The sequence below is a fragment of the Streptomyces spiramyceticus genome (genome assembly GCF_028807635.1).
In the GTDB taxonomy this organism is placed as follows: domain Bacteria; phylum Actinomycetota; class Actinomycetes; order Streptomycetales; family Streptomycetaceae; genus Streptomyces; species Streptomyces spiramyceticus.
Genome location: NZ_JARBAX010000001.1, coordinates 2,769,417 through 2,782,016, shown reverse-complemented (window position 1 = coordinate 2,782,016; position 12,600 = coordinate 2,769,417). Strand labels below are relative to the sequence as shown.

Here is a 12,600-nt window from a genome sequence, read left to right as displayed (position 1 = left end):
CCGCACGGCAATGGCACCCGCACCGCACCGGCGCCCGCACCGCACCAGCGCCCGCACTGCACGCGCCACGCGCACTGCACGCACCCGCGCCCGCACCGCACGCCGCACCTCACCCCTTGCTGACCGCCGTAAGGATCTCCGGCAGCCGCGCCGCCGTCTGCGGCGCCGCCCAGCGCAGGCCCGCCCATGTCAGCAGCACGCCGTACGCCGCCCCCAGCGGCAGCACCAGCCACAACCAACCCCGCTCGCCCGCCACATGGAGCCAGACCGTCAGAGTGATCAGCGGCGCGCACATCAGGGCCGCCGCGATCATGCCGCCCATGATGGAGATCCAGGCGAGGCCCCCCTGCCCCGGGGCGACGTTCTTGAGGCCGCTGTCCTGCGGGATCGAGTACGGGAAACGGGCCGAAGCCACGGCGCCCGTGGCCAGCATCGCCCCCAGCAGGGCGAACGACAGCCCGAGCGCCTCGGGGAGCGCCCGCCAGTCGCCCACGAGCCCAGCCGTGATCACGGTGACCAGCGTCGAGTACGGAAGGGTGATCACCAGCAGCGCCAGCGCCCGCGCCCGCAGTTCGTCGTACGCGTCCCGCGTCGTGGAGATCGTCATCGCGACCATCCAGAACGCGGAGGTGTCCTGGCCGAACTGGTTGTACATCAGGATGCCGAGCAGGCCCGCCGCAAAGCACGCGAAGTAGATCGTGCCCGTGCCCTGCAGCGCGTTGAAAACCGGCACGATCGCGCCGACGGCCAGCGAAGTCACCCACGCAGACTTGGTCTTGGGGTCCCGCCACACGTATTGCAGACTGCGCTGGATCACCGTGCCCGTACGCCCCTCCGGCAGGAACCGCGCGCCGAGCCCCGCCGCCGACTCCTTGCCGGACGACTCCTTGCGGGACGGCGCCGAGGCGGCCGCCAGCGTCGAGCCGTCCGGGGACGTCATCAGCTTGACCAGACTGCGCTCCCAGACCCACAGCAGCGCGCCCAGCGCCGTCACGGCAAGCAGCAGCTGGGCCGCGCCGCGGACGTACGCCCCCTCACTCACCGCGTCCACCGCGCCGATCGCCGACGCCGGCGGCACCCAGCTCAGGACGTCCGCCACCGGGTCGAGCTTCGCGAGCCCGCGCCCGGTGCTCAGCCGCTGGGCGCCGAAGTTCACCACCTGGATGCCGACCGCGATCAACAGGCCGCTCAGTACCGCCAGATCACGCCCCTTGCGACTGGTCAGCAATCGGACGTTGGCCGCGGCGACCGCCCGAGCCAGCGCCACGCACACCAGCAGTGTCAGCCCCACGGCGAGCACACCGACGCCAGTGGCCGCCGCCCCGTGCGCCACGGAGATCACCGAACCCAGCGCCAGACAGAACGTGAACAGCGGCCCGATCCCGACGAGCGAAGCCGTCAGCAGCGCCCGGATCAGCGGCCGTGGCCGCAACGGCAGCATCACCAGCCGGGTCGGATCGAGCGTCTCGTCGCCGCTCGGGAAGAACAGCGGCATCACGGCCCAGCCCAGCCCCAGCACGGCCGTCAGCAGCACTACGACCGTCGTCGCGTGCTCGCTGCCGCGCAGCGCGATCAGACCGATCAGCTGGAGCGCCGCGAAGAGCAGCGCGATCACACCGGACGCGATGTACGCGGCCTTGCGGCCGGACGACTGCCGCAGCCCGTTGCGCAGCAGCGACAGCTTGAGCCGTACGAAGACAGAGGTGATCCCGTGCCCGGGCTGAGACGCCGTCACCGGGCGCCGCCGCCCAGCCAGTCCAAGCTCTCTCCGGAGCCGCGCCCGTTCGCGCCGACCAGTTCGAGGAAAGCGCTCTGGAGGGAGGGCGCGTCGCCCCGTACCTCCGCGAGCGTCCCCTGCGCGCGGATACGGCCCGCCGCCATCACCGCGACCCAGTCGCACAGCGACTCGACGAGCTCCATCACATGGCTGGAGAAGACGACGGTCGCGCCCGACGCCGTGTACCGCTCCAGGACGCCCCTGATCGTCTGCGCGGACACCGGGTCGACGCCCTCGAACGGCTCGTCCAGGAAGAGGACTTCGGGATTGTGCAGCAGGGCGGCCGCGAGGCCGATCTTCTTGCGCATGCCGGTCGAGTAGTCCACGACGAGTTTGTGCTGCGCCCCGGCCAGGTCCAGTACGTCGAGGAGCTGGGTCGCCCGCTTGTCGACCTCGTCCCCGGGCAGCCCCCTCAGACGCCCGGAGTACGCGAGGAGTTCACGCCCCGACAACCGCTCGAAGAGCCGCAGCCCCTCGGGCAGTACGCCGATCCGCGCCTTGACCGCGACCGGGTCCTGCCATACGTCGTGACCGCCGACCAGCGCGGTCCCCGCATCGGGGCGGAGCAGCCCCGTCACCATCGACAGCGTGGTCGTCTTGCCCGCGCCGTTCGGCCCGACCAGACCGATGAACTTGCCCGCGGGCAGCTCCAGATCGATTCCCGCGACGGCAACCTGCTCACCGAAGCGCTTCCACAGGCCCTCAACACGTACGGCGGCGGGCGGCGCATTCCGCGCTCCGCCCGCCTCTTCTGCTCCCACTGCCTGGTCCGGCATGTCGCACAGCCTCCCGGTGTCCCCGTCCCTACGGGGGACACCCTACGGTCGGCGTGTGCGCGCCGTGGCTGCCTCGCGCCCACAGGCGTAGGCCAGCGGACAGATCAGTTCTTCGGCGTCGGGAAGCCACCTGTTCGCGGGTGTGGGGCGGCGTGCCCACTGCACCGCGCCCATCCCGCCGAGCCGGGTCGGCGGCGCCGCGACATAGTCGCCCTCGCCGCGTGTGATCAGGTCGATCGCGGTCGGTGTCCAGCCCAGCTTGCGTACCAGATCAGGCACCTTGACACCGGCGCCGGGCAGTACGAAGAACAGCATCCGGCGGTCGGGCGTGCAGGTCACCGGGCCGAGTGTCAGATCCATGCGCTCCATGCGGGCCAGCGCCAGGAACCCTGCCGACTCGGGCACTTCAAGGGCGTCGAACGTGCGGCCCGTCGGCAGCAGAATCGACGCCCTCGGCTGTTTCGACCACAGTCGGCGCGCAGCGGTGGCGCTGCCTGTCGCCTGCGTCGCCCAGTCCGGGCGGGCGGGGTGCGCGCCGGGCGAGGCACAGGAGGGGACGCCGCACGAGCAGTTCTCGACGCCCTCGGCAGCCTCCAGCCAGGTGCCGGGGAACACGTCCCAGTGCCGTTCCTCCGCGTACCGCACAGCGCTGTCCGTCAGTTGATCGCCGCGCTGCTTGGGAATCTGGGCGGCGTCCGTGACTGCGATGGTCTCTTCCACGCACAGCTCAACTCCAGGCATCACGTTGGGTTACGGGCGTGTGGTGCCCTCGGAGAGGAACATCGATCCTGCACACGGGGCGCACCGGTGCATGGGTGGGGGCGCGCGGGGGGCCGGGCGGCGGCGGGCGGGTAGCCACATGTGTGGAAGCCCGGGAATGCCGGTCATAAGACCGTCAATGCCCTGTCTTCCGGCATGTTCCGCATTCTCTGCATATCTGCCGGGCAGTGATCAATGATCAGTCGATGCCAGTCGACGCGTTTGATCACTGCGGCACCAGGGGGTAGTCAATGGCAGCCAGGCCTCTCATCGCCCGTCAGCCGAACGAACGGTTGCAGGCGCTCATTCAGGAAGCCGGGTGCTCCAACGCGGGGCTGGCCCGTCGCGTCAATATGTGTGGCGCCGAACACGGGCTCGACCTGCGGTACGACAAGACGTCGGTGGCCCGCTGGCTGCGCGGACAGCAGCCGCGCGGACGCGCTCCCGGCATCATCGCGGAAGCGATCGGGCGCAAACTCGGGCGTACGGTCACGATCGACGAGATCGGCATGGCCAACGGCAAGAACCTGGCTTCCGGGATCGGGCTCCAGTTCTCGCCGACCGTCCTCGGCGCGATCGAGCAGGTCTGTGAGCTGTGGCGCAGCGACGTGGGGCGCCGCGATTTCCTTTCGGGGTCCACGGTCGCCGCGTCGGCGCTCGTCGAGCCGAGCCGCGACTGGCTCATCACGGGTGCGGACTCCCAGGTGGCCAGGACTGCGGGCGGCGGGCGGGTCGGCGCGTCCGACGTGGAGGCGGTACGGGCGACGACGGACGCCCTGGTTGACCTCGACCACCGCTTCGGCAGCGGGCACGTACGGCCGATCGTCGTCCACTACCTCAACAGTGTCGTGTCCGGGCTGCTGTCCGGCTCGTACCGCGAATCGGTCGGCCGGGACCTCTTCGCGGCGGTCGCGCGGCTGACGGAGCTCGCGGGCTACATGGCCGTCGACACGGGCCAGCCGGGGCTCGCCCAGCGCTACTACATCCAGGCCCTGCGGCTCGCGCAGGCGGCGGGCGACCGCGGCTACGGCGGGTACGTACTGGCCGCGTCCATGAGCCACCTGGCGGCCCAGCTCGGCAATCCGCGCGAGATCGCGCAGCTGGCGCGGGCCGCGCAGGAGGGGGCGCGGGGACAGGTGACGCCCCGTGCGGAGGCCATGTTCTGGGCGGCGGAGGCGCGCGGGCACGCGCTGATGGGCGACGCGCGGGCGTGCAACGCGGTGGCGGGGCGGGCGCTGGGGGCGCTGGAGCGTTCGGAGGCCGACACGGGCGACGACCCGGCGTGGATCGCGCACTTCGACCACGCCTACCTCGCCGACGAGCTCGCGCACTGCCACCGCGACCTCGGCCAGGGCGAGGCGGCGGCACGTCGCGCCCAGGACGCCCTCGACGGCCACCCGGAATCGCGGGCGCGGCGCCGGGCGATCGGCCTGGTCCTGCTGGCCACGGCCCAGGTGCAGCAGCGCGAGGTCGAGCAGGCCTGCTACACGGGGACGCGCGCGGTGGAACTGCTGGGCAGGCTGCGGTCGAACCGGGGCGCGGAATATCTGGACGACTTCCAGCAGCGGCTCGACCCGTACCGGGACGAGCCGGTGGTCCGGGAATTCGGGGCACGGATGGAGATCCAGGCGGCGTAGGGGCCGGCGGCGCGGGATCTGGATGTGCGGGGCTTCAACAGCGTCTTGGGCGTGGTTCTTGTCACTGGGGCGCCAGGTGCGTGTGTGGGGACTGTGGGTGCGTGGCAGAGGGGTGTTGTCACCCGGTAGCGTGAACCGACGGTTCCGTAGGTCCACATGTAGATCCACACGTAGGAGTCCCGGTGACGCAGAGCGGACAGGGTGACGACTCGCAGCTTCCCGCTGCGCGACGGCCCGCGCACGAAGGTGTCGTGCTGCCCGCAGATGGCAGTGGACCCTGGATACCCGGGACGTCCGAGGAGCAGGTGGCCCCGGCGGGCGGCCAGCCGTGGGGCGATCCGTGGGGCCCCCAGGCGGCGTCACAGCAGCAGGCGCAGCAGCAGCAGTACGGTGCCCCGCCGGTGCAGCCGCCGCAGCAGCAGTACGGCAGCCAGCCGCAGCCCGGGGCGCAGCCGCAGTACGGTGCCCAGCCGCAGCCGCCGCAGCAGTACGGGGGCCAGCCGCAGCAGTACGGTGCGCAGCCCGGGGGACAGCCGCAGCAGCAGTACGGCGCGCAGCCGCAGCCCGGGGCACAGCAGCAGCAGTACGGCGGGCAGCCGGGGGCGCCGTTGCCGCAGCAGGGGGCTCAGCCTCAGCCCGGCGCGCAGCCGCAGCCTCAGCAATACGGTGCGGAGGCAGCGCAGCAGTACGGCGGCCAGCCGCAGCCCGGCGCGCAGCCGCAGCAGTACGGTGCCCAGCCGGGGGCGCAGCCGCAGCACGGAGCGCAGTCGCCGCAGCAGTACGGTGGCCAGCCTCTGCCGCAGGCCTCCGCGCCGCAGCCCGGGGCGCCCCTGCCGGTGCCGCACCAGCAGCACCGGGAGCCGTTGCCCGGTGCGCAGCCGTTGCCGCAGGAGGCCGGTGCGGGAGCGCCGGGGGGCGAGGCGGACGCCACTCAGTACATCCCCTACGTACCGCCGACCGGGCCGGGCGCCCTGCCCCCCGAAAACCCCGCCGAGTCAACGCAGTTCCTCGGCCGGTCCCAGTCAGCCCCGGCGTCCGGCCCGGCTCCCGCCGACGCGGACGCCACCCAGTACCTGCCGCCCGTGCCGAACGCCCCGCAGCCGCCCGCCGGCGCCCCGTACGGCATCCGGCCCGGCGCTCCCGAGGACCGCACGCCGCCCGCCGAGTTCGACAGCCTCTTCCGGGCCGACGCCGACCCCCAGACGCCGGACTCCACCCAGCAGATGCCGCGGTTCAGCCCGCAGCCGCCGCCCCAGCAGCCCCAGGGACGCGCCGCGCGCCGTAACGCCCCCGACGGCTACGGCGTACCGGATGCGCACGCCGACACCGCCGCGCCGCGCCGCACGTCGTCGCGCGTGCCGCTGATCGCCGCCGTCGTCATCGGCTGCTCCCTGCTGGGCCTCGGCGCCGGGGCGCTGCTCAGCGGGGGCGACGACAAGGACGATGACAAGTCCCCCGTCGCAGCGGTGAGTTCGCCCGCCGGCGACGACTCGCCGCAGGCCGCCGACGACCCCGCAAAGCCGCAGGCCGAGTCGCTCGATGCGCTGCTCGCCGACAGCAACAACAGCCGCGACTCCGTGATCAAGGCGGTCCAGGCCATCGGGGCCTGCAAGAACCTGTCGGAGGCGGCCGGCGACCTGCGTGCCGCCGCCAAGCAGCGCAACGGCCTGGTGACCAGGCTCGAAGGCCTGACCGTCGACAAGCTGCCGAAGCACGAGCAGCTGTCGGCCTCGCTCACGACCGCGTGGAAGGCGTCGGCCGCGGCCGACAACCACTACGCGGCCTGGGCCGACCAGGTGGCGGGCAAGAGGGGCTGCAAGAAGGGCCACGCGCGGTCGACGCCGCAGCAGCAGGCGGGCAACCGTGAAAGCGGCAAGGCGTCGGCGGCGAAGAAGGAGGCGGTCGGGTTGTGGAACGCGATCGCCAAGCAGCACGGGCTGACGGAGCGCGTCCCGACGCAGCTCTGACGGGTCGGGCTTGCCTGCGACGCTGCCGTGGGGGCCCAGGGGCCCCCACGGCGGGCTGAGGGACTCAGCCCGCCGACGGCGCCCGTACGAGCGTTTCGCCGACGTCGACGAAGCCCTTCTTCACGGACACCAGCCGTCCCTTCCGCACCACCTGGAACGTCACGTCCCTGTTGACGATGCGCGGGAAATCACGGGCCGCCAGCATGTCCTCCAGGCGCCAGCTGAGCGTCGGCGTGAGGCCGCCCGTCTCCACGCCCGCGTCGTCGTTCAGTGCGCGGAAGACGTCGGACGACGTAATGCCGCCCTTGCCGTCCCCGCCGCCCTCGGCGACCGACTTGAGCGTCTCGTTCAGGACGGTGTACGCGATCCACGTCGTCTGCACCCCGGGGTCCGCCGGGTCGATCCGGTTGTCCGCGAAGGCGTGCTCGCGGATGACCTTGCGCATCGGGTCCCAGCGCGAGTCGCTCGCCACCGGGTACCAGCCTGTGACGTACGCGCCCTCGAAGGGTCCGTTCTTGCCGCCCGTACGGTCGAGGAGCGGCTGCCCCACGCTGCCGAGGACCGACGCGACGCCGACGTCGTTGACGACCTCGCTCTCCAGCCGCCGGAACGAGTCGAAGAACGTCTCCGTACGGTCGCCGAGCACCGACGTGACGCAGCCCTTCCCGGCCCCGTACGCATCGAAGGCGCCCGCGCTCTTGAGCGCCTCGCGCGCCTGCGCCGTGTAGTCGCCCGCATCCTCCGGCGCCCGGATGTCGGCGGCGGGCTTGCGGGAGCCCGCCGTGAGGCCGGCGCCGAGGAGTGCGGGCATGTCGTCGCCGGCGACGGTGTCGGGGCGTACGAGCGAGACACGGTCGCAGTCGCGGGCGAGCTGCCTGCCGTTGCCGGCGAGAAGGGCCGCCTGACCGCCGTTGACGGGGTACGAGAGAGGGCTCGTGAACTCCTCGTCGGAGACGCCGTATCCACCGATGTACGGGATGCCGGCGATCTCCAGGGGGGCCATGAAGGCCCGGCCGTGCTGGCTGTACGAGCCGACCACCGCGATCGCGTTCTGCCGGACGGCCTGCCTGGCGCAGTTGGCGGCGCCGACCGTCGTGTTGTGCTCGTTGCAGGTGACGACCCGGAGCTCATGGCCCGCGAGGCCGCCGTTCGCGTTGACCCAGCGGGCGTAGGCCTTGGCCATGGCGGGCATGCCCGGCATGTTCGTGGCCTGGGTGCCCTCGGGCGCCCAGGTCATCACGGTCACGGGCTCCCTGGAGCCCCCCGAGCCTCCAGGGAGTAGTCCGCACCCGGCCAGCAACGACGCCCCGACCGCCGTTGCTGTACAGGCGGCGAATAACGTCGCGGCCCTGGAAAGGCGTGGGCGGTGGGAGGAAGGGCTTCGCCGTCCGGTCATGTGCAAGCACGCTTCCGCCCCACGGGTAACGGCGGAGTGAGCATGTCCCAACGATGAGTGACATCGAGGTGAATTGCGGGGGGCTGTGCGTCCGCTCGATCCAGGAACGTACGATCTGCAACCGTGCAAGGTTCGGTTAACTCTTCCCGTCGCGGCCGTCGCTCCCCCACCATGGGCGGCATGCCGCTCAATGACATGCCGTGGTGGCGCTGGCGCACGAACGTGCGATCGGCGCTGCACATGCTCTCCGACCCCGTCTTCCAGCAGGAGTGCTGGCTGGCCGGTCTTGAGGGCTACGGGGACGTGACAGACGCTGTGTACCGTCTGGTCGAGGACACCTGGCTGGACAACTGGTCGGCCGAGAAGTACGTCGGCACGATCTTCCGGGACTCCCAGGAGGCGTCGCTCGTCGACGTAGCCGTCCTGCGGGTGCTGCGGATCATGCACCAGGTGGGGGCGGACGCGCCCGTATCGGCGTACCTGGAGCACCATGCCTGGCCGGAGGCGGTACGGGCGGCCCGCGAGGCGCACGTGCGGCTGGCGGTGAACGACGGGGACGACCCGGACACGGTGCCGCGCACGCTGGACGTCATCCGCATCCTGACCAGCTCCCCCTGACCCGTGCCGGATATGAAATCCTCGGGGGCATGAGCGTCGCGCAGCCCGTCCCCCCAGCAGACCAGTACGTCCTCACCCTGTCCTGCCCGGACAAGCAGGGCATCGTCCATGCGGTGTCGAGTTACCTCTTCATGACCGGCTGCAACATCATGGACAGCCAGCAGTTCGGCGACCGCGACACCGGACTCTTCTTCATGCGGGTCCACTTCTCGGCGGACGCACCGGTGACGGTCGAGAAGCTGCGGGCGAGCTTTGCGGCGATCGGTGACTCGTTCCGGATGGACTGGCAGATCCACCGCCCGCAGGAGCGGATGCGGATCGTGCTGATGGTCTCGAAGTTCGGGCACTGCCTGAACGACCTGCTCTTCCGGTCGCGCAGCGGCGCCCTGCCGGTCGAGATCGCGGCGGTCGTCTCGAACCACACGGACTTCGCGGAGCTGGTCGGCTCGTACGACGTCCCCTTCCACCACATTCCGGTCACGCGGGACAACAAGCCGGAGGCGGAGGCGCAGCTGCTGGAGCTGGTGCGCTCCGAGAACGTGGAGCTGGTCGTGCTCGCCCGCTACATGCAGGTCCTGTCGGACGACCTGTGCAAGCAGCTGAGCGGCCGGATCATCAACATCCACCACTCCTTCCTGCCGAGCTTCAAGGGTGCGAAGCCGTACCACCAGGCGCATGCGCGCGGTGTGAAGCTCATCGGCGCGACCGCGCACTATGTGACGGCGGACCTCGACGAGGGCCCGATCATCGAGCAGGAGGTCGAGCGGGTGGGCCACGACGTGACGCCGGAGCAGCTGGTGGCGATCGGGCGGGACGTGGAGTGCCAGGCGCTTGCGCGGGCGGTGAAGTGGCACAGCGAGCACCGCGTGCTGCTGAACGGGCGGCGGACGGTGGTGTTCGCGTAGGGCGTGTCCGGCGGATCAGGCCGGCTTCAGGGTGCGGCGCTATATCAGCGCAGATGTGCGTGCCAAGCCCCGCGGCCCAGGCGTGATCCGCCGGACACGCCCTAGCACGCGAGTGCCTCCGGCGAAGCCCTCCGGCGGAGCCTTCCCCACCCGCCCTAGAGTCGGCTCAGTGACGCCGCCGCGAACAGCACGTCCCTGATCGCTTCGCGATCGCCCGTCTGGCCTGCCGCCGCGTCCTCCGGCGGCACGTGCCCGGACGCCAGCCGGCAGAACTCGACCCCGTCCAGCGCCACATGCGCCACCTCGTGGTCGCGCGAGCCGACCGCCGCGGGCGAGTCCAGTGCGATGTACCAGTCGCCGCCGCCCGCGCCCTCGATCTCCAGGTGCAGGGACCGGCCGGGCGAGCCTGCGGTCACCAGGCGGCGCGCGGGCGCCGCGAGCCCGGCCCTGCGGCGGGCCGCGAGCGTTGCGGGGATCATCCGGGCCGCCAGATCGATCATGCGGTTCAGGTGCCCGGCGGCCGGCGGTTCGTACGGATAGTCCACCGCGTCCGCGATGTCTCCCGCGTGCACCCAGCACTCGAAGGCCCGGTCGAGCAGCGCGTCGCGCAGGGGCAGCGCGAAGTCGCCGTACGAAACCGACAGTTCGGCCACTCCGCGGCCCGCGAACGAGACCGTGCGGACCAGTGCGTGGCTCTGCTCGCGCCACGGCTCACGGACCGTGCGGGTCGGCGGGAAGTGGGAGCCGCGCCAGTACGCCTCGGTGCGCTCCGCCGGGGTGGCGGGGGCGTCCGCGCCAATGGGGTCCCCCCTGTTCGAGCGAAGCCGAGAACTTGGGCAAGGGTCGTCGAGGCCGAGGGCCGTCGCGACGAGGCCGTCGACGGTCATGAGGTGCCCGATGACACCGGCGACCGTCGTCTTGCGGGTCGTCGCCCCCACACCCGCGAACCACTTGAGGCGCACCGGAGCGTGCCATTCCGAGTCGCCGATGTCCCGCAGCAGCGCGTCGAGGCGTGCCGTCTCCGCGTCGTACGGCGTGGCCCAGGCGGGGACGGGGATGCGCGCGGGTCTGCGGCCGAGGCAGCTGTCGAGCACGCGGTTGCGCAGCAGCGGGTCGAGGTCCAGGCTGCGCTCGGTGTGGAGCAGGCCGACGGCGTCCCGCAGCCGCAGCGCCTCGTCGGCGCACGGTGCGCAGGCGGTGAGGTGCTCCTCGACGGCCGCCGTCTCCTCGGGTGCGCACGCGGAGAGCGCCCACGCGCCCAGCAGCGACTTCAGCACTTTGTGGGTGCGCGGAGGAGATGGCGGTGCGGGCGCCGGGGGCGCGGGGCCCAGCACTTCGCGGTCGTCCGGCGCCGCTCTCGGCCACGGTATACGCGGGGCCCGGTTCCCCGGCCGGTCGCGCCCCTCGGAGCCGCGAGAGCCGCCGGAGCCGTCGGCTCCACGGGCTGCGTCGGCCCCTTCGGCCCCGTCGTCGGGGCGGCCGGGCTCGTGGAGCCCGCTCATCGTGGCAGCCCCTGCTGCCCGGTATGCCCAAATCCGTACATCCCGGACGGAAATGCCGCACCCTCGACCGCCGCCTCCGGACGCCCGGGGTTCGCCGTGGACAGCAGCTGCAGACCCAGCCGCAGCCTTCTGCGCGCCTCGTCCTCCGTGACGCCCAGGTCGGCCGCCGTCTGCCGGTAGTCCCTGCGCTGGAAGTACGCGAGCTCCAGCGCGGCCCGCAGCGGCGCGGGCATCGACGTCACGATGTAGTCCGCGCGGGCCGCGGCCGACGCCCTGCGGACCTTCAGCTCCAGCTCCTCCGCGCTGCCTTCGCCACCGTCCATCAGCGCCGCGGCCTCGGTCTGCCGCAGCCGGTGCACCGCCTGCCGGTGCGTGAGCCCGGCCACCCAGGACCTCATCGAGCCCTGCTTGGGGTCGTACGCGTCCGGGTTCTCCCATACGTAACCGAACACTTCGCGCGTGATCTGGTCGGCGGCCGCGTCGTTGTCGAGCACCCGATGGGCGAGGCTGTGCACCAGCGAAGCGAACTTGTCGTACAACTCCCCGAGCGCCGCCGCCTCCCCGCGTGCGAGCCGCTGCTGCATCCTGCGGTCCCAGCGGGGTGGTGTGTCCTTCGCCATGCGGCCCCCAACCCTGTGCGCGTGCCTGTCTCTGTGCGCGTGCCGTACTCACCGTATGTCCGTCGTCACTTCCTTCGAATGTAGTGCGAGCCGCTGACAACGCACGCTCCTTTACGGTAAGTGCGCGTTGGTCCGGTCCGGGATGATATTGCTCCCCAGTTCGTCTGGGACGGTTGTGTTTCGTGGGAGGACGGCGGGGCAGCCGCGAGATGGAAGGACAACTTCCGCATCAGCAGAACGAAAGGTCCCACGCGTGACGCTGAAGGTGATGGAGGCCGAGCACAACGCCTGGGCCGTGCTGCACGTATCCGGAGAACTGGATCTGGTGACCTCGCCCGCGGTCCGCCAGCACGTCCACAACGCCGTCGCGGACGGCCGCCACCGCGTCGTGCTCGACCTGTCGAACGTTCTCTTCTGCGATTCCAGTGGCGTCGGCGTCCTGATAGCCGCCCGCCGCCTGATGCGTTCGTGCGGCGGAGATCTCCGGCTGATCCTGCCCGCCCGCGGCGCCGTCGAAGGCTCCCACGTCAACCGCGTACTGGCCGCCCTCGGCGTACGCCGCCTCTTCGATGTCTATCCCGATGTGCCCACCGCCGCCGACGACGGGACGCAGTCCCTCTCCGCCTGAGAATGCCCCGGTCCG

12 protein-coding genes are annotated in these 12,600 nt (G+C 71.7%); 5 read left to right on the top strand and 7 right to left on the bottom strand.

Annotated elements, in window-relative coordinates:
• Window positions 1–109 precede the first annotated feature (109 nt).
• From PXH83_RS12390 to PXH83_RS12380, 3 genes are read right to left on the bottom strand one after another with little or no spacing between them, the layout of a single operon-like run.
• Window positions 110–1,735, bottom strand: a complete 1,626-nt coding sequence (locus PXH83_RS12390) for a transporter (protein WP_274559813.1) — start codon at window positions 1,733–1,735, stop codon at window positions 110–112.
• Entirely contained in the window at window positions 1,732–2,553 is an 822-nt protein-coding gene (locus PXH83_RS12385; RefSeq protein WP_274559810.1) for an ABC transporter ATP-binding protein, read from the bottom strand. The genes PXH83_RS12390 and PXH83_RS12385 overlap by 4 nt, the downstream gene beginning before the upstream one ends.
• A 42-nt stretch (window positions 2,554–2,595) precedes the next feature.
• The gene (locus tag PXH83_RS12380) at window positions 2,596–3,294 is read right to left on the bottom strand and encodes a bifunctional DNA primase/polymerase (RefSeq protein ID WP_274559808.1); all 699 of its coding nucleotides are present in this window, start codon (window positions 3,292–3,294) and stop codon (window positions 2,596–2,598) included.
• Window positions 3,295–3,563: 269 nt separating this feature from the next.
• Between PXH83_RS12380 and PXH83_RS12375 the strand changes: the two genes are divergently transcribed.
• Entirely contained in the window at window positions 3,564–4,949 is a 1,386-nt protein-coding gene (locus PXH83_RS12375) for an NsdA family TPR-like regulatory protein (RefSeq protein WP_274559806.1), read from the top strand.
• A gap of 359 nt (window positions 4,950–5,308) precedes the next feature.
• On the opposite strand, the gene PXH83_RS32350 is transcribed toward PXH83_RS12375, so the two are convergent.
• The gene (locus PXH83_RS32350) at window positions 5,309–5,794 is read right to left on the bottom strand and encodes a hypothetical protein (protein ID WP_338054711.1); all 486 of its coding nucleotides are present in this window, start codon (window positions 5,792–5,794) and stop codon (window positions 5,309–5,311) included.
• Here PXH83_RS32350 and PXH83_RS32345 point away from each other — a divergent pair.
• Complete coding sequence (locus PXH83_RS32345) at window positions 5,786–6,916, top strand: hypothetical protein (RefSeq protein WP_338054710.1); 1,131 nt, start codon at window positions 5,786–5,788, stop codon at window positions 6,914–6,916. The genes PXH83_RS32350 and PXH83_RS32345 overlap by 9 nt on opposite strands.
• A gap of 64 nt (window positions 6,917–6,980) precedes the next feature.
• Here the strand turns inward: PXH83_RS32345 and PXH83_RS12365 are convergent, their stop codons facing one another.
• The gene (locus PXH83_RS12365) at window positions 6,981–8,312 is read right to left on the bottom strand and encodes an ABC transporter substrate-binding protein (protein WP_274559801.1); all 1,332 of its coding nucleotides are present in this window, start codon (window positions 8,310–8,312) and stop codon (window positions 6,981–6,983) included.
• A gap of 171 nt (window positions 8,313–8,483) precedes the next feature.
• Here PXH83_RS12365 and PXH83_RS12360 point away from each other — a divergent pair, with 171 nt between their 5' ends.
• Window positions 8,484–8,930, top strand: a complete 447-nt coding sequence (locus PXH83_RS12360) for an SCO4402 family protein (protein WP_214919681.1) — start codon at window positions 8,484–8,486, stop codon at window positions 8,928–8,930.
• A gap of 29 nt (window positions 8,931–8,959) precedes the next feature.
• Window positions 8,960–9,835: a formyltetrahydrofolate deformylase gene (purU, locus tag PXH83_RS12355; protein ID WP_274559799.1), complete on the top strand. Its 876-nt coding sequence runs from the start codon at window positions 8,960–8,962 to the stop codon at window positions 9,833–9,835.
• A 155-nt stretch (window positions 9,836–9,990) separates the two neighbouring features.
• Here purU and PXH83_RS12350 read toward each other — a convergent pair whose 3' ends face one another.
• The gene (locus PXH83_RS12350) at window positions 9,991–11,337 is read right to left on the bottom strand and encodes a zf-HC2 domain-containing protein (RefSeq protein WP_274559797.1); all 1,347 of its coding nucleotides are present in this window, start codon (window positions 11,335–11,337) and stop codon (window positions 9,991–9,993) included.
• On the bottom strand, window positions 11,334–11,957 hold the full coding sequence (locus PXH83_RS12345; protein WP_274559795.1) for a sigma-70 family RNA polymerase sigma factor: 624 nt from the start codon (window positions 11,955–11,957) through the stop codon (window positions 11,334–11,336). The genes PXH83_RS12350 and PXH83_RS12345 overlap by 4 nt, the downstream gene beginning before the upstream one ends.
• A gap of 253 nt (window positions 11,958–12,210) precedes the next feature.
• Between PXH83_RS12345 and PXH83_RS12340 the strand changes: the two genes are divergently transcribed.
• Window positions 12,211–12,585: an STAS domain-containing protein gene (locus tag PXH83_RS12340; protein ID WP_274559793.1), complete on the top strand. Its 375-nt coding sequence runs from the start codon at window positions 12,211–12,213 to the stop codon at window positions 12,583–12,585.
• The last annotated feature ends 15 nt before the right edge of the window (window positions 12,586–12,600 follow it).